This is a genomic window from Variovorax stachyos, assembly GCF_051400855.1.
Lineage (GTDB): Bacteria > Pseudomonadota > Gammaproteobacteria > Burkholderiales > Burkholderiaceae_C > Variovorax.
The window spans coordinates 25,319-44,282 of record NZ_JBLFFN010000013.1 but is presented as its reverse complement, the minus strand read 5'-3'; the positions used below and the strand labels follow the sequence as shown (position 1 = coordinate 44,282).

The 18,964-nt window shown below is 66.2% G+C and carries 15 protein-coding genes and 2 pseudogenes; 8 read left to right on the top strand and 9 right to left on the bottom strand.

Going from position 1 to position 18,964, the window contains the following annotated elements:
* Positions 1 to 334 precede the first annotated feature (334 nt).
* The 4 genes from ACMGEZ_RS21315 to ACMGEZ_RS21300 all read right to left on the bottom strand — a co-directional run bounded on the left by ACMGEZ_RS21315 (position 335) and on the right by ACMGEZ_RS21300 (position 4,929).
* Positions 335 to 1,441 carry a relaxase/mobilization nuclease domain-containing protein gene (locus ACMGEZ_RS21315; protein WP_436824274.1) on the bottom strand — a complete coding sequence of 369 codons (1,107 nt, stop codon included), beginning with the start codon at positions 1,439 to 1,441 and terminating at the stop codon, positions 335 to 337.
* On the bottom strand, positions 1,434 to 2,012 hold the full coding sequence (locus tag ACMGEZ_RS21310; protein WP_436824273.1) for a hypothetical protein: 579 nt from the start codon (positions 2,010 to 2,012) through the stop codon (positions 1,434 to 1,436). Before ACMGEZ_RS21310 ends, ACMGEZ_RS21315 begins: the two co-directional genes overlap by 8 nt.
* Positions 2,013 to 2,278: 266 nt before the next feature.
* Positions 2,279 to 3,196: an ATP-binding protein gene (locus ACMGEZ_RS21305; RefSeq protein ID WP_436824272.1), complete on the bottom strand. Its 918-nt coding sequence runs from the start codon at positions 3,194 to 3,196 to the stop codon at positions 2,279 to 2,281.
* A gap of 791 nt (positions 3,197 to 3,987) precedes the next feature.
* Positions 3,988 to 4,929: an ArdC family protein gene (locus ACMGEZ_RS21300; RefSeq protein WP_436824271.1), complete on the bottom strand. Its 942-nt coding sequence runs from the start codon at positions 4,927 to 4,929 to the stop codon at positions 3,988 to 3,990.
* A gap of 983 nt (positions 4,930 to 5,912) precedes the next feature.
* On the opposite strand from ACMGEZ_RS21300, the gene ACMGEZ_RS21295 reads away from it, so the two are divergent.
* Together ACMGEZ_RS21295 and ACMGEZ_RS21290 are read left to right on the top strand one after the other, a co-directional pair.
* Positions 5,913 to 6,344 (top strand): acyl-CoA synthetase family protein, encoded by a 432-nt coding sequence (locus ACMGEZ_RS21295; RefSeq protein ID WP_436824270.1) that lies wholly within the window; start codon positions 5,913 to 5,915, stop codon positions 6,342 to 6,344.
* A 273-nt stretch (positions 6,345 to 6,617) separates the two neighbouring features.
* Positions 6,618 to 6,765, top strand: a pseudogene (locus ACMGEZ_RS21290) (CoA transferase); the annotation flags it as partial.
* 139 nt (positions 6,766 to 6,904) lie between these two features.
* Here ACMGEZ_RS21290 and ACMGEZ_RS21285 read toward each other — a convergent pair.
* A complete protein-coding gene (locus tag ACMGEZ_RS21285) occupies positions 6,905 to 7,783 on the bottom strand; it encodes an aldo/keto reductase family oxidoreductase (RefSeq protein WP_436824269.1) in 879 nt (292 codons plus the stop codon).
* Between the two features lie 114 nt (positions 7,784 to 7,897).
* Between ACMGEZ_RS21285 and ACMGEZ_RS21280 the strand changes: the two genes are divergently transcribed.
* Entirely contained in the window at positions 7,898 to 8,797 is a 900-nt protein-coding gene (locus ACMGEZ_RS21280; RefSeq protein ID WP_436824268.1) for a LysR family transcriptional regulator, read from the top strand.
* Here the strand turns inward: ACMGEZ_RS21280 and ACMGEZ_RS21275 are convergent, their stop codons facing one another.
* The 3 genes from ACMGEZ_RS21275 to acnA are packed head-to-tail and all read right to left on the bottom strand — an operon-like array spanning position 8,798 to position 13,123.
* Complete coding sequence (locus ACMGEZ_RS21275) at positions 8,798 to 9,550, bottom strand: ABC transporter substrate-binding protein (protein WP_436824267.1); 753 nt, start codon at positions 9,548 to 9,550, stop codon at positions 8,798 to 8,800.
* Positions 9,551 to 9,555: 5 nt separating this feature from the next.
* Positions 9,556 to 10,452, bottom strand: coding sequence for a GntR family transcriptional regulator (locus ACMGEZ_RS21270; RefSeq protein ID WP_436824266.1), 897 nt, complete (start codon positions 10,450 to 10,452; stop codon positions 9,556 to 9,558).
* 31 nt (positions 10,453 to 10,483) lie between these two features.
* Positions 10,484 to 13,123, bottom strand: a complete 2,640-nt coding sequence (gene acnA, locus ACMGEZ_RS21265) for an aconitate hydratase AcnA (RefSeq protein WP_436824265.1) — start codon at positions 13,121 to 13,123, stop codon at positions 10,484 to 10,486.
* 81 nt (positions 13,124 to 13,204) lie between these two features.
* Here acnA and ACMGEZ_RS21260 point away from each other — a divergent pair, with 81 nt between their 5' ends.
* The 5 genes from ACMGEZ_RS21260 to ACMGEZ_RS21240 are packed head-to-tail and all read left to right on the top strand — an operon-like array spanning position 13,205 to position 18,322.
* Entirely contained in the window at positions 13,205 to 14,257 is a 1,053-nt protein-coding gene (locus tag ACMGEZ_RS21260) for a lactonase family protein (protein ID WP_436824264.1), read from the top strand.
* 43 nt (positions 14,258 to 14,300) lie between these two features.
* Positions 14,301 to 15,284: a Bug family tripartite tricarboxylate transporter substrate binding protein gene (locus tag ACMGEZ_RS21255; protein ID WP_436824263.1), complete on the top strand. Its 984-nt coding sequence runs from the start codon at positions 14,301 to 14,303 to the stop codon at positions 15,282 to 15,284.
* Positions 15,285 to 15,314: 30 nt separating this feature from the next.
* The gene (locus ACMGEZ_RS21250; RefSeq protein WP_436824262.1) at positions 15,315 to 16,304 is read left to right on the top strand and encodes a Bug family tripartite tricarboxylate transporter substrate binding protein; all 990 of its coding nucleotides are present in this window, start codon (positions 15,315 to 15,317) and stop codon (positions 16,302 to 16,304) included.
* On the top strand, positions 16,301 to 16,813 hold the full coding sequence (locus tag ACMGEZ_RS21245) for a tripartite tricarboxylate transporter TctB family protein (RefSeq protein ID WP_436824261.1): 513 nt from the start codon (positions 16,301 to 16,303) through the stop codon (positions 16,811 to 16,813). The genes ACMGEZ_RS21250 and ACMGEZ_RS21245 overlap by 4 nt, the downstream gene beginning before the upstream one ends.
* A 9-nt stretch (positions 16,814 to 16,822) precedes the next feature.
* Positions 16,823 to 18,322, top strand: a complete 1,500-nt coding sequence (locus ACMGEZ_RS21240) for a tripartite tricarboxylate transporter permease (protein ID WP_436824260.1) — start codon at positions 16,823 to 16,825, stop codon at positions 18,320 to 18,322.
* Between the two features lie 115 nt (positions 18,323 to 18,437).
* Here ACMGEZ_RS21240 and ACMGEZ_RS21235 read toward each other — a convergent pair.
* Positions 18,438 to 18,889 (bottom strand): annotated as a pseudogene (locus ACMGEZ_RS21235) (IS30 family transposase); the annotation flags it as partial.
* Positions 18,890 to 18,964 lie beyond the last annotated feature (75 nt).

Genomic DNA, 18,964 nt, shown 5'->3' with positions numbered 1-18,964 from the left:
CCGAACACCGCGATGGCAAGCACCGAGAGAACCGCGAGGTGGTCATCTCTCCGGCAGTGCTGCTGTCGCGCCTTGGATCGCCTCCGAAGGGATCGGACAACGGTGAACGCCTTCGATGATGCGTACGACGTGGTGAATTCGGTCGGCGTGGAAGGTCTCGGTCAGGCTGTTGTTCTCGTCCTAGCGGAGGTGCGGGAGGTGCGACAGCCTTCGAATCCGACTCACAAGAGATGTTCGCGGACCCGTGCGAGACCCCAGACAAGAAAGATCGGGCTCTCGCCTCAGGACTCGCCTTCCCCGGCAGCCAAAGGAGTGGCTGACATTCCGCTGCGGCTCACCGCGTTTGCTGATTGTGTGACACCTTAGTGGTCCGCTCCAGCCCTCGGTGTCTGTCCTGCTCCTTCCAGCGCTCAGCCAACCGCTGCGTATCGGTCTGCACGGCCGGCATGCGCGCGACGAAGCGAACCACCCGTGCGGCGAGTTCTGCTTCGCCCTGCCTTCGAAGCGCATCAGCCGTTGCGCGCCAGTCCGCCGCCACTTCCCGCCGCGTGCCCTGCATGGCCGCCTTGCCGGCAACCAGGGCGCCGCGCCCCGACCGCAGGACCTGGAGCACGCCATCCAGCTTGGCGCGCATGAAGGTCGAGCTCCTGGGCGGCTGCCGCCTGGCCCGTTCGTCAGCCGGCAACTGCCCGAACGACCGAAGCGCGCGCAGCCGATGATGGATGGGGTCCCGGTACGGCTTGCGCATCTGGCCTCGTACCTGCCTCGGCGTCGCATTGGCCGCCACGCCCTGCTCGCGCATCAGCGCGGCGAACTGTTCGCGCCATTGCCGCAGGGTCTCCTTGCGGATGTACAGGCGCCTGCCGGGCTCGAACTCATGCTCGCACTTGACCACCAGGTGCACGTGCGGGTGTGCCTGGTCGGTGTGCAGCACCATGGCATAGCGGTGCTGCAGCGCGAAGTTCTCGCGCGCGAAGACGCGCGCCGCAGCCAGCACCTTCCCGGCAGGCGTGCCTGCCGGCATCGACAGGACGATGTTGTGGACGAGCTTCGCACGGGTGTCCTTCCGGCCCTCGGCCGGCTTGGCCTTGTACTGGCTTCTGCAAAGATCCAGTTGCCAGTCTGCCGCGATCTCCTTGGCAGTCCCCCGCCCCCGCAGCGTCAGCCCCTCGTCGGTTTCCACCGGTAGCTTGCCGTGGCGGCCGATGTAGCGCAGGTGCGCTTCGACGCCACCGACATCCCGCCCACCGCCGGAGACCTTCACCATGACCTCGGGCGTGCGCCCCACCGTGCGTTGGATCTGCGCGATCTGCTCGGAGCCGAGGTGCAGCGTGCCGGCCGGTCCCCGCCGGCCATAGCTCACGATGTCCAGCGCCAGATCACGCGATCTGCCCGCCGCCTCGAGACGGCTTCGCCCGACCCAGACCGTCTGCTTAGGCATGGCCGATCTCGCCGCTGGTCGCCCAACTCGTCAGATTCCGGCGCACGACTGCGGCCGTGGCTTCGCGTGCGGCCTCGACCTCGCGCCTGGCAGCCGCGATCGCATCGCGCAGTTCGGACGCCAGCGGCTCCGACACGATGTTCGGCATGCCGAACCTTTGAAGCTGTCGACCCAGCGCAGCCAGCCGCGCACAAGTCGCCCTGAGCTGGTCGAGCTCGTTCGGCGGCAGCACCGCCGAGCCTCGAACATGGTTGTGGACCAGCATGGCCAGGTAGCTGCCGGTCTTCATCCCACGGGCGCAGGCTCGCTCTGCCGCGAGCATTCGGTCGCCATGGCGAAGGCGCAGCGTGACGCGGTCCTCCTGGACACCATCGATGGTCCACTTTTGGCGGGGGCGTTGCTCGCCCGCTTGATGCACCGGCGTGCCGTTGGTCTGCAGCACCTCCTCGATCATCTTGGCGAGCAGGCCCGACGCGCTGAGCTGATGGTGCGCGGCCAGGGCGGCGATCCGCGCTCGCTTGTCGGACGCTACCCGGACTCCAATCACGCTCGATCGAGAGGTCTTGGTCATCGCAACGCAGTGGCTGTTAACAATGTCTGACGGCAGTCTATCCTGCCCTCAACACCGCACAAGGCCTTTGGTGTTCGGCATGCCGACAGCTTCGATTCCCATCGCACCCGAACGGCCAAGCTGGATGTACTTACTCACGTGCGCGAGCTCGGCGATAGGCAAGCGATGACGGCATCCGCTGGCCTGCGAGACAGAAGGGTCACCATCAACGTCGACAGGCCTCCAAACGACTTCAACGCTCGCTCTGGATGTCTATCGGCTCTTCATCATTGATTGCGGGCTGCCGCCCTACATTTCGAGGCCGCGGTTCTGACCCACTCCGAAAACGCGTCATCCTGGAAACGGTAGTCGCCGACGTCAAGTCGCGTGATGAGCTCTTGATCCAGGAGGCGCTTGAGCGACTGTGCTGGCGCATTCTTGGTGACCGCTTTTTCGAGACCCAGGGCCTTCCCGATGCGCTGCAAGGTCCCTGCCGAATGGAGGTTGGTGACGCCATCGGCGAGTGCTTTCAGGATCTCCTGATCTGCAGGCAGCAACCGGGCCCACGTCAGCGCGAACTCCCGGTCGTTGAAGACGTGCTCGAGGGTGTGCTCAAGGGCCGCCCTCGCGCCGAGGTCGGCATTGGTCATGAAGCGCTCGAGGAAGCGCCTGAAAAACTCGGGCGTGTCCTTGAGGGCGTGAAAGGCCTCCAGCGCCTCCGCCTGACCGAGGGTGAAGCGCGAGAGCTTGTTGACCTTGAAGACCAGGGCTTTGACGAAGTCCTCTCCCAGGAGCTCGAAGGGCTCCAGGGGCGCCCAGTTGCAGAAGGGCTCGGTGGATCGCCCGAACATGCGACGCAGCGTCGGCTCCGAGCTTCCGGCGAATACGACCTTGATGTTTTCCTTGCGACTGTCGAGGCCGGCGCGCAGCGAGCGCGCGAGCTCGGAGTGAACGGCATCCGCCAAGACCTGCGCCTCGTCCAGAACTAGCAGCATGCGCCTGCCACGCTTGTCGAAGGTCCTGAGCCACTCGCCGAGCGCCGGCCCTACGACCTGGCGCGCGTCGGTGAGCTCCGCCTCGACCGACCCCTCGCCCGGCCCGGGGACCTTGGCGCCGGCTTTCACTTTGCGAAGTGGCGTGTTCAGCCTTTGAACGGCTCTCGCGAAGCCCTTGAGCTCAAGGGTGCGCTGCAGGGCGTCGACCAATGCACCGGTGGGCTGGGTACGCGCGTCCCACAGATTCAGGTACGTTGTGAGATAGCCGGCCTGCCTGGCAGCAGGGATGAGGTCCAGTGCCAGGGGTCGCTTGGTACGTTCATTGTTTCAATCTTCCTCATCTCATTTGAGGAGTATCAAAACTGATGATGCCAAGTGAAACCCGGGTGCTCAAGCCCGGCGCTGCGCGCTGCGCCTCACCCATTTCAGCCACCGACTTTCCGGTGCCAAAAACGCACTCCGCCACCGCACCCCTCCCCGCAAGCGAACCAGGCGCCGACACAACCGGAGCCGACGAACGACGGCTGCACCGTTTGCACATGCGTTCCTCCAAGGTTGTCGCACCTTCCTACCCTGAAAAGTCAACGGCTTACGAGCACCGTTGCAAGATTCCACCGATGCGGCTTCCAAAGTTCCACCGGCGCAGGTGCAGCGAGCATCCAACGGCGGCTGCGGGGCTTCATTGCCGTGCGCAGTAAGTCCGGTTCGGGCTGGCCCTAAGACGACCTTTGCGCATGCTCGACAGAAGACGGTTCTCTAACCGAATTCTGCTTACACAGCAGTGGCGCCGAGGCGTTCAAGCCTACGCGCACGCGCTCCGTGAGCTGCCGGATGGTCTCTGATGAAGGCCTCGAAGCTGGGCGCCGCTACGTGCACTCTTCGACTCCAACGGGTCGATTCCGCCACCTCCCATCTCGGGGCACGGAACCCCGCATTGAAGCCTTGGAAGTCAGCGGCCCTACTACGTGAGATCACGACGCGCTACGGCTGACCAACTAGATTCAATCTTCCGATGGAAGCAGCGGCACGGTGTCCAGCGAGGGCATCCTTCTGGCCAGGATGTATTCGAACGCTTCGCCCGCGTGCCGTGCAGCCGTGAAGATGGCGGTGCGATCCGTTCTCAGCACCTGCAGCCAGCTGTCCAGATAGGCGGCGTGTCCCTCGATGGTGGCGTCGACCAGGCCGCAGTGTCCCATCACGAACGCCGAGCCGAGTTCGGCCACCAGTTCCTCGAATGCATAGGCGTGGTCGCCGAACCGTTTGCCGAACTGTCGATGCAGCCGGCTCGGGTGTCCGCTCCAGTGGACCAGTTCGTGCAGCAAGGTGGCGCAGTACGCCTGCCCGCTGGTGAAGCGCCGCGGCCACGGCAACCGGATCTCATCCGATTCAGGCAGGTACATCGCCTGTTCGAAGCCATGCCGGATGGTGGCATTGCAGCCGCCCAGCAGGCGCAACGCGCATTCCACTGGACCATTCGAGGACTTCACGGGTTCGATGCACAAGTCGACGACCTCGGGCGGCAATCCATCGATCTGCGCAACGTTGAAGACCCAGAACGGCATGCATAGCAAAACATTGCCTCGCGACACCTCTTTCGTCTTGCCCTCCTCCTCGCCGGCATGAGCGATTGCAGAGTCCTCTGCATCTTCACCCCTGCGCGCCTTGCGCTCGAAGTGCGCGCACATCACACCGCGCTCTCCCTTGCGCACCTGAGCGCCCAGGCTCGATGCCTGCTTGTAGGTCAGCCAGACATTCGATGCATAGCCCTGCTCGATCGCGGCATCCCACAGCAGCAGGACGTTGACGCCGTGGTACGGCGCACCGGTCTTGCCATTTCGCGGCATGCCGCGCAAGGCCGCCCGCGTCCAGCGCTCGCGGAACACGTTGCCGCCCTGCTCCAGCATCGCGATGATCCGGTCGGTGATCACCTGCCGCACATCCATGCGTGCGCCAGTCCGGGCAACCGATCCCCGGTCTTCGACAGTGCCTGCTTTTGGTGAGTCCTCGGGGGGTACGGGGGGAACGCCCGTGGCTGTTCGGTGATCTGCATTGCGCCGACGGGACAAAGAGGGTGTAGGCATGACCGGGCCTTTCTGCGGCGTGTGCCGCGGTGGTTGAACATCTGCTTTCGGAGCCGCCTCGACGCATGAAGAGCGAGCGCAAAGGGCCGATGTCCGGGGACCGCCCGGAGGCCGCAGCCGAGCACAGCGAGGACCGGGTGAGGACGGTGGCGCAGCCCTTGCCCTGGACAGCGTCCCGGGCGAGCTATGCGTCGGTCAAGAGGCGGCTTCGAGGGCAGCTTCGCCGTGACGCGCGACGCCGGTGCAGGCCATCCATGAGCCGTCCGCGCTCTCCAACGGCCAGCAGGACGTGCCGTCCCCTGGCGCGCAAGCGCCCAAGCTCCCGGAAGAACGTTTTCCTTGAGGTAGCCAGTGGCCGCGCTGCAGAGGCCACTCCAATCAAGCCTCGAAGCCGTTCATGCGGCGCAGAAAGCAGAAAAAAAGCGCAGTCCGTGCCGCTATATCTGGCCGGGTTTGCGAGCGACATCGCGCGGTTTCCGGCGAAGACCAGATCACCGAGCACGCGCTCAGAGTCTTCGAGGAGGTCTGGATCAGCTGGCTGGTCGGTGCAACGCTCTGGATTGCTCCAGGAGATGTCGCGAACAACCCCGAACTGCTGCCGCAGGCGCCTATTGAGCAGGGCATCACGGTGCTGCACGCAGTGCCAACCCTGCTGGCACTGTTCAGCCAGGATGTGCCACGTTGCGCATCGTCAACCTCGGTGGCGAGATTTGCCCCGGCTCCCTGGTGGCACGCTGGGCGCGCAGCGGTCGCCAGGTATTCAATTCCTATGGGCCGACCGAGGCGACCGTGTCGGCCAGCCTGGCCGAACTGCACGCTGGGAGGCGGTCACTATTGGCGTGCCGTTGCCCAACTACGCGCTCTTCGTGATCGCACCCGAGGTCGAGGAAAAAGGCCTGGTGCTCCTGCCCCGCGGCGAAACCGGCGAGTTGTGCATTTCGGGACCCGGGGTCGCCGCAGGCTACCTGGGCCGGCCCGAACTCACGGCCGATAGGTTCCTCACCGACCCCTGGTCCACCAACTCGCACGATGCGCGCCTGTATCGCACCGGCGATCCGGCGCGCATCGATGCCGACGGCCACGTGCAATGCCTCGGCCGTGCCGACGACCCGGTCAAGATCAGAGGCTTTCAGTCGAACTTCGCGAGATCGAAGCCGCGCTGCCCAGGCACCCTGGTATTGGCACTGTGGCCGTGCTGCTGCGGCCCCACGAAGACGCGTAAGTCAACCGCTGCATACAGGCGATGTTGTTGTCGAGAAAACTCGGTCTTTGGCTGAGCAGCTCCGGCCTTTGTGAACGCTTCGCGCCGCCATGTCCCAGGCAAGCGATTCATAAGAGCGGAAGAGGAGGGGTCACATCAATCGCAATCCTCGGGCGAATCGCATGGAGGTCCCCACGCGCTTGTGCACATCGCCCATCTTGACGATTTCAGAGAGACCCTCGTCGGTGATGCGCTGCACCGTCGCCACGTAGGCTGCAACATGCAAGCCGGTCGGCTGCACTGAACCCCATCGACTGGACCACTGGGGTAATCAGAACTAAGCCGTCCGGACATGGTCACGGGCCTCAACGCGGTGATCGGCGTGCTGCTGGCGCTTAAGGAGCGCCATCGCAGCGGATGCGGCCAGCTCGTCGAGGCGGCGCTGTACGATAGCGGCGTGTCGCTGCTGCATCCGCATGCGGCGAACTGGTTCGTCCGGCGCCCGTCCAGCTTGGCCGCACGCCGGCAACCTATCGCCATGCGCCACTCACGCCTGGCGAGTGCTTCGAAACCCGTTGAGACAGTCGCCAGTGCTTACCGTTCAAGGGGGCCAGGTGCGATTGCTCGAGAAAGCAGTCATTCGGCAACGGGAGCCGCCACGCGGTCCAGCGCCTCCACTGAATCCGCCGGCAACTCCAGCTTGCCCGCGGCCAGGTTTTCGCGCAGATGCCCGACCGATGAGGTGCCGGGAATCAGCAGGATGTTGGGCGAGCGTCGCAGCAGCCAGGCCAGCGCCACCTGCATCGGCGTGGCGCCCAGGCGTTGCGCAACGTCGGAAAGCCCGGAGGACTGCAGCGGGGTAAAGCCGCCGAGCGGAAAAAAAGGAACGTACGGAATGCCGTCGCGCGCCAGGTCGTCGATCAGCGCGTCGTCGTTGCGGTGTACGAGGTTGTATTGGTTCTGCACGCAAGCGATGCGGCAGATGCGGCGCCCCTGCGCGACCTGGGCGGGCGTCACGTTGCTCAGGCCGATGTGCCGCACGAGACCCTGGCGCTGCAGCTCGGCGAGCGCCGCGAGCGGCGCCTCGATCGATCCCTCGGCCGGGCCGTGCACATCGAACATGATGCGCAGGTTCACCACCTCCAGCACGTCCAGTCCGAGGTTGCGCAGGTTGTCGTGCACTGCCTGTGTCAGTTCCTCGGGCGAGAACGCAGGCAGCCAGCCGCCGGTGTCGGTGCGCCGCGCCCCGATCTTCGTGACGATGACAAGGTCCCTCGCGTAGGGCGCGAGAGCCTCGCGGATGATCTGGTTGGTGATGTGCGGTCCGTAAAAGTCGCTGGTGTCGATGTGATCGACACCGCTGGTGACCGCTTCGCGCAGCACGGCCAGCGCGGCCTCGCGATCTTTCGGCGGGCCGAACACGCCGGGGCCGGCGAGCTGCATGGCGCCGTAGCCGAGCCGATGAACCGCACGGTCGCCGAGGGTGAAGGTGCTGAGAGTCTGCGTGGTGGACATGATGTTTTTCCTGGGATCTGAAGAGATGAACGAGGTCGTGAAGCCCAGTCTAGGCAGCTAGCCCCTGTTTGATAACCCGCCATAATCGGCACGGGCTGTGCAGGATTCAGAACAATGAAGGTTGACCTCGGGGATCTCAACGCCTTCGTGGCGGTGGCAGGCGCCAAGGGCTTTCGCGACGGCGCGCGCCTGAGCGGCGGCAGCGCATCGGGCTTGAGCGAGGCGGTGCGTCGGCTTGAAGCTCAACTCGGCGTACGGTTGCTCCACCGCACGACGCGCAGCGTGCGGCCGACGGAAGCGGGAGAACGCCTGCTTGAGCGGCTGAGGCCGGCGCTCACCGAAGTCGAAGCCGCGCTCGACGTGGTGAACGGCTTTCGCGATCGGCCGGCCGGCACGCTCAAGCTGAACGTGCCGATCAGCGCCGCGCGGCTTGTGCTGCCATCGATCGTGCCGCGTTTTCTTGCGGCCTACCCCGACATCTCCCTCGAAGTGATTGCAGAGGACGGCTTCGTCGACGTGCTGGCGGCCGGTTGCGATGCCGGCATCCGCTATGACGAGCGGCTCGAGCAGGACATGGTGGCCGTGCCGATCGGCCCGCGCTTGCAGCGCTTTGCTGTAGCGGCAGCCCCCTCCTACCTCGATCGGCATGGCCGGCCCGAACATCCGCGCGATCTGCTTGGCCATAACTGCTTGCGTGGCCGTTTCGCCAGCGGGTCGATGCCTCCGTGGGAGTTCGAGCGCGACGGCGAAACCTTGCGCATCGAGGTGACCGGTCAACTGACCGTGCGGATCGGCGCAGCGGCAGATCTCTCGGTCGATGCGGCGCTGGCCGGTGCCGGCGTGGTCTACCTGTTCGAAGACTGGCTGCAGCCTTACCTCGACAGCGGTGCGCTCGAACCCATCCTCGAGCCCTGGTGGCCGCGTTTCTCCGGGCCCTTCCTCTACTACCCCGGCCGCCGGTTGCTGCCGGCGCCGTTACGGGCTTTTGTCGATTTCGTACAAGGGACGTCCTAGCTACGCTGCAGGCGCAGCCAGCGCAGCCGGCGCGACCGATGCGCCTTCGATGCGATGCCTCCGAAGGGCATCGGCCACGAAGCCCGAAGCCTTCATTTCCTCCACGAAGCCGCGCAGCACATCCGCCGCGTCAGCGCCTCGCGTCTTCGGCGTTCCCATGGCCTGCCGGATCACCATGAAGCGGCCCGGCAACAGGCGAAGCCCTGCGTGCGTGCGGCTGTCTGCTTCGAGTTGCTGCCTCACGCCGGCGGCCACGTCCAGGTTCTGTTCGAGGAAGGTCTGCACCACGGTGGGCGAAGTCGGCGCCCGCACGATCCGCGCATGCCTGAGTTCGCGCGTCAGATAGAGGTCGTAGGCGCTTCCCTTGCCGACCGCGACGGTGGTTCCTTCGCGGTCGACCTCGTCGTTGTGCTGCAAAGGCGAACTCTCGCGAACCAGATAGCTGCCCTCGATCAGCACGTACGCCTCGGTGAACGCAATCTGCTCGCCGCGCACCGGGTCGATCGCGAAGAACCCGATGTCGGCCTGCTCCTTGGCTACCGCATCGACCGATTTTCCCGCGGCATCGAACACCACCAGTTCCAGCGCGACGCCGAGGCGCTCGGCGAAGGCGCGTGCCAGGTGCACCGAGACGCCGCCAGGCGCGCCGTTCGCCTTGTCCGCATGGGCGAGGATCGGGTTCCCCAGGTTAATGGAGGCGCGCAATGCGCCGGTAGGCGCGAATGCCCGGACGACGGCGGGATCGATGGTCATGGGTGCTAGGTCTTGAGGATGCTGCTGATCTTCGCGAGATTGCGCAGCGTGCTGGAAAGGTGCTGGTGCATGGCCTTCGACGCTTCGTCGTTGCGGCCGCGCTCGAGCAGGTCGAGCAGGTGCAGGTGCTGCTGGCAGTGTTCCTTGTAGCGGCTGCGGTCCTGCATCGAGCGATACGACAGAAGCCGCCGCACGCGGTTGACGCGGCGGATGGTGTCGATGAAGAACGCGTTGCCCGAGCCCTCGACCAGCGATTCATGGAACCGCACGCCGCGGTCATGCAGCTGGTCGGCGGTATCGGTTGCGATGCCGCCTTCGAGCAGGTGCTTTTCCGCGGCGCGGCAGCGCGCGATCACCTGGGGCGGCAGGTGGTAGTTGGGCTCGAGCAATGCGGCGGGTTCCAGCGCGAGGCGCAGGCGATACGACTGCAGCAGGCTGTCGGCCGTGGTGAGCATCGGCGAGAACACCCAGCCGTAGCCCGGCTTCTTCTCGGCCCAGCCCTCGTTGGCGATGCGTCCGAGCACGCCGTTCAACTGCACCGGCGTCAGGCCGTAGCGTTGCTTGAGGAGCGCCTCGGAGAACTCGTCGGGCAGCAGGCCCCGCAGCCGGTCGTCGGCGACGCGGAAGTACACCTCGGTCACGATGTCGGATTCTTCGAGGCCGAGTTCCCCCGCCAGCGCCCTCGCCTCGCTCTCGATCGGCTTCACCAGGAAGTAGCCCCGGTTCGGCTGCCGCATGAGCACGCCCTTCTCGGCAAGGAGCGACAGCGCGTCATTGACGGGCGAGCGCGACACCCGCAGGCGGTCGGCCAGGAGTTGCGCGGGCAGGTGCGCGCCTGCCGGCATGGCGTCGGCCTGGATCAGCTCCAGGATCTGCGAGGGAATGGATTGATCGGTCCGCATGGGGGCGGATTTTCCCGCTATTCCGGCGGCCTCAGGTGGCCAGGCTGGCAGCTGCGCCATGTTTGTCCACCATCTTGCGCAGGGTCGACGGGATGACGCCGCCGGCGCGCAGCAGCTCGACCTCCAGCTGGGTCTCCACGGCGGCCACTGCGAGGAAGGGCTCGGCACGGCCGCCGGCGCGGTGCAGCGTGATGCGAACAGGCCTGCGTGGACAGATTTCGCCGGGCTGCGCATCGATCTCGATGCGATCGCCCGCCGCCAGCGCGAGCGTGTGCGGCGTCATGCCCGCTGGCATGCGCAGAGGCAGCACGCCCATGCCGATCAGATTCGAGCGGTGAATGCGCTCGAAGCTGCTGGCCAGCACGGCGCGAATGCCCAGCAGCCGCTGTCCCTTGGCGGCCCAGTCGCGCGACGAACCGGTGCCGTAGCGCTCGCCCGCGACAAGCACGACAGAGTCGCCCGACGCACGGTAGCGCTGTGCGGCCTCCCAGAGCGGCACGACTTCGCCGCTGGGCACATGGAGCGTGTGAGCCACGGGGGCTCCCGGTGCCATCAGGTTCCTCAGCGTCTTGCTGTGGAAGGCGGCACGCACCATCACTTCCCAGTTGCCGCGGCGCGAGGCGAACACGTTCAGGTCGTTGCGGTCGTCGCCGCGCGCCACGAGAAAGTCTGCGACCAGGCTGTCCTTCGGGATCGCACTGGCCGGCGAGATGTGATCGGTCGTGATGTCATCGCCCACCACGAGCAGCGGAAACGCGCTGTAGCGCCCGAGCAGGCTGCCCTCGGAGAGGGCCGCGAATGGCGGGCGGCGCAGCGCGGTCGAGGCCGGGTCCCACGGGTACAACTGCGAGTCGGAGGCTTCGAGTTCGTGCCACAACGGGTTGCGGGTGGCGATCGCGAAAGCGCGCGGGTAATCCGACGGATCCTGCGACTGCATGAGCGCCGCGTCTATTTCCTCGTTCGACGGCCACAAATCCCGCAGGTAGACGGGCCGGCCTTCGGCCGTCAGCTGCACCGGGTCCACGCGCAGGTCGCGCTCGGCGTCGCCCGCCAGCCCGAAGGCGATGACCAGCGGCGGCGACATCAGCAAGCCGAGATCGAGGTCGGGGTGGACTCGCCCCGGAAAATTGCGGTTGCCCGAGAGCGCGGCGACCGGATGGACGGAGCCCCTGGCCATCGCATCCTGGATGGCTTGCGGCAGCTGGCCGGAGTTGCCGATGCAGGTCGTGCAGCCGTAGCCCACGATGTCGAAACCCACGGCCGACAGATCGGCCGCCAGTCCGGCACGCTCCAGGTAGGCCGCCGCGGCGGGAGAGCCCGGCCCCAGCGAAGTCTTGACCCAGGGCGGCGCCTTCAGGCCGAGCGCACGGGCCTTGCGCGCCACCAGTCCTGCGGCGATCAGCAGGCGCGGGTCCGAAGTGTTGGTGCAGCTCGTGATCGCTGCGATGGCCACCGGGAACCGCGGCATCTGTCCGTCGGCGGCCTTGGGTTGGAAACCGAGCGCGGCCAGGGCCGACGCGGCCTCGCCGAATCCCAGCAGATCCTGCGGACGGCGCGGCCCCGCGATGTGCATGTCGATCGCATCCAGGTCAACGTGGATCGCGCGCGTGTAGGTCGGCTGCGCGGCGGGGTCGAACCACAGGCCGGCCGCGCGGCTGTAGGCCTCCACGCGTTCGACCTGGGCTGCGCTCCGCCCAGTCTGGCGAAGGTAGTCGAGTGTGCGGCCGTCGACCGGGAAGAAACCGGTGGTTGCGCCGTACTCCGGCGCCATGTTGGCCACCACACTGCGCTCGCCCGCCGTCAGCGTGGAGACGCCGGGACCGAAGAACTCCACGAACTCGCCAGACACCCCGATGGCCCGCAGGCGTTGCGTGACGGCCAGCGCCAAGTCGGTGGCCAGCACACCGGGGCGCAGCGCGCCCGTGAGCCGCACGCCGATCACGTTGGGAATGCGCAGCATGGTCGGCATGCCGAACATCACGGTCTGCGCCTCGAGCCCGCCCACGCCCCAGCCGAGCACGCCGATGCCGTTGACCATGGGTGTGTGGCTGTCGGTGCCGATCATCATCTCCGGCACCAGCCATGGTGCGCCGCCGCGCTCCTCGACCGCCACAACCGTTGCCAGCTGCTCCAGATTGATCGTGTGCATGATGCCCGTGCCCGGCGGATTGATGCGCACGCCCCGCAGCACCTTCGAGGCCCAGCGCAGGAACGAATAGCGCTCCGCATTGCGGCGGATCTCGAACGCCATGTTCAGTTCGGGCGCGTCCGTGCGCGCGAACGCTTCGACGGCCAGCGAGTGGTCCACCGACACATCCACCGGCAGGCTCGAGTTCAGCAACGACGGGTCCACGCCGGCTTCGGCCAGGGTGCTGCGCATCGCGGCCAGATCGATCAGTGCGGGCGTGCTGGTCGTGTCGTGCATGAGCACGCGGCCCGGCTGGAAAGCGATCTCCGCCTCGCTCGTGCCCGTATCGGTCCATGCCAGGAGTGCGGCCAGCGCGGCTTCTTTTTCGGCGCCTTCCATGTTGCGCGCGGCGTTTTCCATCAGCAGCCGCAAGACCACGGGAAGCCGGCCCAGCTTGTCGCTGCAAAGCGCCGGCAGATCGACGGCGAGGTACTCCTGCCCAGCCGCGACGAGCCTCATGAAGGGCGTCTCAGTGTTATCCATGAGCCAATTTTGCATTTGTTGTTATTAAAATGCAATCAAGCGAAAACCCTCAGCCGTTGCTTCCTCCAACCAGAAACCTCCATGTACGCCTACGTCGGCAGCCGCACCACCCGAGAGCGCAACGCGCGTGGCGACGGCATCAGCATCTTCAAAGTCGATTCGGCGAATGGAACGCTGGAGCCCGCCGACATCGTCAGGAACCTCGTCAATCCGTCCTTCCTGGTGCTCAGCGCCAACGGCGAATTCCTCTACACCGTGCATGGCGACGAGAGCGAAGTGAGCGCCTTCAAGGTGGACCGCCGTACGGGCCTCCTGAGCTTCATCAACCGCCAAAGCACGCAGGGCAAGAACCCGGTGCACCTTGCGTTGGATCCGACGGGCCGCTTCCTGGTGGTGTCCAACCACATCGGCGCCAGCCTGGCTGTGCTGCCGGTGAACGCCGATGGCTCGCTGGGCGCATTGACGCAGCTCGTGAAGCTGGAAGGCCCCATCGGCCCGCACCGCGTCGAACAGAAGCAGGCGAAACCGCACTTCAACCCCTTCGACCCCAGCGGCCGTTTCGTCGTAGTGCCGGACAAAGGCCTGGACCGGGTGTTCACTTTCCGCTTCGACCAGGGACGCCTGACGCCGGCGCCGGTGCCGTTCGCGGCCACGCGCGAAACCGCGGGGCCGCGCCACTTGTCGTTTCATCCCAAGGCGCCGTTCGCCTACGTCGTCAACGAGCTCGACTCGACTGTGACGGCCTACCGCCTCACGCCAGAGACCGGGGCACTCGCACCATTCCAGATCCTGTCCGCGCTGCCCGAGACCTTCACCGGCAACAGCCGCGCATCCGAGTTGCAGATCGACGCGCAGGGGCGCTTTCTCTATGCCTCCAACCGCGGCTACGACAGCATCGCCGTGTTCAGCATCGACCCTTCCACTGGCGCTCTGAAGTTCATCGAAGCCGAGCCCACGCAAGGCAAGACGCCGCGGTTCTTCACGCTCGCGCCGGACGGCCGCTTCATGTTCGCGCTCAACGAGGACAGCGACTCCATCGTGACGCTGGCCGTCGACCCCGCGGCCGGAACGCTCAAGCCCACGGGCGCATCGGTCAGGTCGGGCAGCCCGGTGTGCATGGTCTTCTCCGCATGAGCGACCGCCAGCGCATGGCACCTCTTCAATACCAAGGAATCCAATGCATTCGATCCAACGCCGGGCGCTGCTTTGCGCCACCGCAGCCTTCGTCACCTTGCCGCTGTCCGCGCTCGCGCAGGACTATCCCACGCGGCCCATCACCATCGTCGTTCCGTTCTCGGCCGGCGGCGGCGTCGACGCGATGGCGCGCCTGTTGGCGGAGAAGCTGCGCGTTTCGCTGAAGCAGTCGGTCATCGTGGACAACAAGCCCGGCGCGAGCGGCATGCTCGGAGCGGCCTATGTGGCCAAGGCCGGCCCCGACGGCTACACGCTGCTGCTGGGATCGGCCGGCGAGACTGCCATCAATCCGCTGGTCTACAAGGCGAAGATGCAGTACTCGCCGGAGAAGGACCTGGCGCCGATCACGGCCGTCACGCGGGTGCCGAACGTGCTGGTCGCGAACCCTTCGTTTCCGGCAAAAAACGTGGCAGAGCTCGTGGCCTATGCCAAGAAGAATCCCGGCAAGGTGAGCTACGCGACCAGCGGGGTCGGCAATCCGCAGCACCTGAACGGCGAACTGCTCCAGTCGCTGGCCGGCATCCAGATGCAGCATGTTCCGTACAAGGGCGCCTCGAACCAGCTGGTGGACGTGGCCTCGGGCACGGTCGACATCACCTTCGTGAGCCTCGCGGGCGCCACGCCTTTCATCAAGGGCAGCCGGGTGAAGGCACTGGCGGTGACTTCCGCCAAACGTGCGAGCTTTGCGCCGGATATTCCGGCGATAGCCGAGTTCGCGCCGACCGCCGCCTACGACCTCGACAACTGGTTCGGACTTTTCGCACCTTCGAAGACGCCGCCTGCGGTGCAGGCAAGGCTCAACGAAGCGGTAAACGCGGCCCTGCAAGACCCCGACCTCGTCAAGCGTTTGCGCGAGCAAGGCGGCGAGCCGATGGGGCTCACGCAAGTGCAGTTCCGCGACTTCATCAAGACCGAGTCCATCAAGTACGCGCGCATCGTCGACAGCGCAAAGATCGTTGCGGAGTAGCAGCTTCTTTCCCACCCCCCAGGAGACATCATGAAAACCACATTCGAGCCCCATCGCCGCCCCTTGCTTGCAGCGTCGGTTCTGAGCATGCTGCTCGGCTTTGCCGCAGTGCCGGCGGTCGCGCAGTCGCCCACCCTCGACCTCAAGATCATGGCGCCGGCCGGTCCGGGCGGCGGCTGGGACAGCGCCTCGCGCTCGCTGCAGCAGGTGCTCACCGCCACCGGCGCGGCCAAGAACGTGCAGGTCGTCAATGTGCCCGGCGCCGGCGGCACGGTCGGCCTGGCGCAGTTCGTGAACAACGCCAAGGGCGACGGCGGCCAGCTGATGGTGATGGGCATCACCATGGTCGGCGCGGTGCTCACCAACAAGGCACCGGTCGGCCTGGATGCCGTCACGCCCATCGCCCGGATGACGGGCGACCCGCTGGTCGTGGTCGTGCCCGCGAACTCGCCGCACAAGACACTGAAGGACCTGGCCGCCGCCGTGAAGGCCGACACCTCCAAGGTGGTGTGGGCCGGCGGCTCGGCCGGTGGCGCGGACCACATCCTCGCCGGCCTCATCGCCAAGCAGGCCGGCGGCGACGCAGCCAAGCTCAACTACGTGCCATTCTCGGGCGGCGGCGAAGCGCTGGCCGAAATGCTGGGCGGCCGCGTGACCGCCGGCGTGTCCGGCTACAACGAATTCGAAAGCCAGATCAAGGCCGGCAAGCTGCGCGCGCTGGGCGTCTCCACGGCCAAGCGCATCGAAGGCGTCGATGTGCCCACGCTCAAGGAGCAAGGCCTGGACGTGGAGGTCGTCAACTGGCGCGGCGTGGTGGCCGGCCCTGCCATCAGCGCACCGCAGAAGGCAGCACTCGTGGCAGCGGTGAACAAGGCGCTCAAGTCGCCTGAGTGGGCCAAGATCGCGAAGGCCCGCGGGTGGGACGACGCCTACCTCGACGCCGATGCGTTCGCCGCCTTCCTCAAGTCCGACCAGCAGCGCGTGAAGGAAGTGCTGACCTCCATCGGCCTGGTGAAATGAGCGAGCCCGACAGAGTCAACGGCCCGGGCTGGCATGCGCTGGCCACGGTGGCCGTGGTGCTGTTCGGGCTGGCCGCGGTCATCGGCCATGACATCACGGGCATGGCGCCCGCGCAGTCGGTGGGCGTCGGGCCGACGGCCGCGATGCGCATCGTCGCACTGCTGCTCGCGGTGCTTGGCGTGGCCCACGTCATGGCAGCGCTGCGCCTGCGCGCCGCGCTGCGAGGCCAAGAGACATCCGAGCTCGGCGAGGTGCTCACCAGCCGCGCCGCACTGGGCTGGGTTCTCGGCGGCCTGGTCGGGATGATTCTCGTGCTGCAGTTCGGCGGCGGCTTCGTCATCGGCTCGACCTGGCTCTTTGCCGCGACGGCGCGGGCATTCGGCCAGCCTCTTCGGATCAAGGCGCCCGCCATCGGCTTGCTGCTGGCAGTGCTCGTGTATGCCTTCTTCACCAAGGCTTTGTCGCTGTCGTTGCCGGCCGGGCCGCTCGAGCGGCTGTTCTTCGGCTAAGGATTCGACATGGAAGTTTTCACCCTCCTCGGGCAAGGTTTGCTGGTGGCTACCCAGCCCGGCAACCTGCTGTTCGCAGCCATCGGCGTTCTGCTTGGCACGCTGGTCGGGATCCTGCCGGGCATCAGCCCATCGCTGACGGTGGCGTTGCTGCTGCCCATCACCTTCAAGCTGGACCCCACGGGCTCCATCATCATGTTCGCCGGCATCTACTTCGGTGGCATGTACGGCAGTTCGACCACCGCGATCCTGCTCAATACGCCGGGCGAGGCGGCCTCGATCGCAACCGCGATCGAAGGACACAAGATGGCCAAGGCCGGACGCGGCGGGCCCGCACTTGCCACCGCGGCCATCGGCTCCTTCGTCGCCGGCCTGATTGCCACCATCGGCATCTCGGTGCTCGCGCCGTGGCTCGTGGAGTTTGCGGTGCAGTTCGGCCCGTGGGACTACTTCGCGCTGATGGTGCTGGCCTTCATCACCGTGTCGGCCACCTTCGGTGACTCGGTGCTGCGCGGCATCACGAGCCTCGCACTCGGCCTGGTGCTCGGCCTGGTCGGCATCGACAAGCTCACCGGGCAGTCCCGGCTGGCGTTCGGCGTTCCATCACTGCTCGATGGCGTGTCGATCACCACACTGGCTGTCGGCCTGTTCGCCATGGGCGAGACACTCTACATCGCCTCTCGCTACACCGGTGTGCAGGAAAAGATCGAGGCGGTGCGCGGCTCGCTCTGGATGACGAAGGAAGACTGGCAGCGATCATGGAAGCCATGGCTGCGCGGCATCGGACTGGGCTTTCCGATCGGCGCACTTCCCGCCGGCGGCGCCGAAGTGCCGACGCTCCTGTCGTACACGTTCGAACGCAAGCTGGCCGTGAAGCCCGAAGAGTTCGGCAAAGGCGCGATTGAGGGCGTGGCCGGCCCGGAGGCCGCGAACAACGCGGCCGCCACCGGCACACTGGTGCCGCTGCTCGCACTTGGCCTTCCGACCTCGGCCACCGCCGCCATGATGCTCGCAGGCTTCCAGCAGTACGGACTGGTGCCAGGCCCCCTGCTCTTCGTCACCAATGCCGAGCTGGTCTGGGGCCTGATTGCCAGCTTCTTCATCGGCAACCTGATGCTGCTGGTGCTCAACCTCCCGCTCGTAGGCCTTTGGGTGCGACTTCTGAAGGTGCCGCAACCGTGGCTGTACGCAGGCATCCTGGTGTTCGCGGTGATGGGCACCCTCGCTGCGAACCCTTCCACGGTCGAGTTGGTGATGCTGGTGACCTTCGGCATCTGCGGCTATCTGATGCGCTGCTGGGACTACCCAGTGGCGCCGATGATCGTCGGCCTCATCCTCGGGCCGATGGCGGAGAGTCAATTCCGGCGTGCATTGCAGATCAGCCTGGGCGACGGGCTCGTGTTCTTCAAGCACGCGGGGTCGGCAACGCTGCTGGCACTGGCGCTGTTCGCGCTGGTCGCTCCGCTGATCTTCAAGGGTCTGAAGCGATTCAAGGGCGACGACGCCTAAGACGAAGTTCCCCATTTCCCCTTGAGCTTCCGAGTCGTGCCTCGGCTATGCTGCTTCGATGCGCCTTGAAGATTTGGATGGGCGGTTTCAAGTCTGAGGCGCAACAGGACTTGAGTCAATGAATCGAGGCTGAGGGTTGATGGACCGAGGCGAGCGTTCTTGCGAACACCTCCAGGGGCGTGTGCCACGCGTGTGTGGCGCGCAGCCGGTTGTTCATGCTGTGGGCGATCGCGTGGAGCTCGTCCTGGCTGAACACGCTCAGGTCGGTGCCCTTGGGCAGGTACTGGCGCAGCAGCCCGTTGGTGTTCTCGCAAGTGCCACGCTGCCACGGACTGTGCGGGTCGCAGAAGTACACCTTCACCCCCGTCTGCGCTGCCAGGTCGGCGTGACGCGACATCTCCTTGCCCTGGTCGTAGGTCAGGCTCTGGGGCAGCGGCGCGGCGATCGAATTCAGCTTGGCAGAAAAGCCCGCCAGCGCCGAGGCGGCCGTGGCGTCGTCCATCTTGGCCAGCAGCACCAGACGCTCGTGCGCTCGACCAGCACGCCCACCGAGGACTGGTTGCCCATGGCCCGCATGCTCGAACCCTGTTGACGCATGCTCGCCATCGTCATCCGATCCTCGGGTTGAAGCTGCTGGTACCT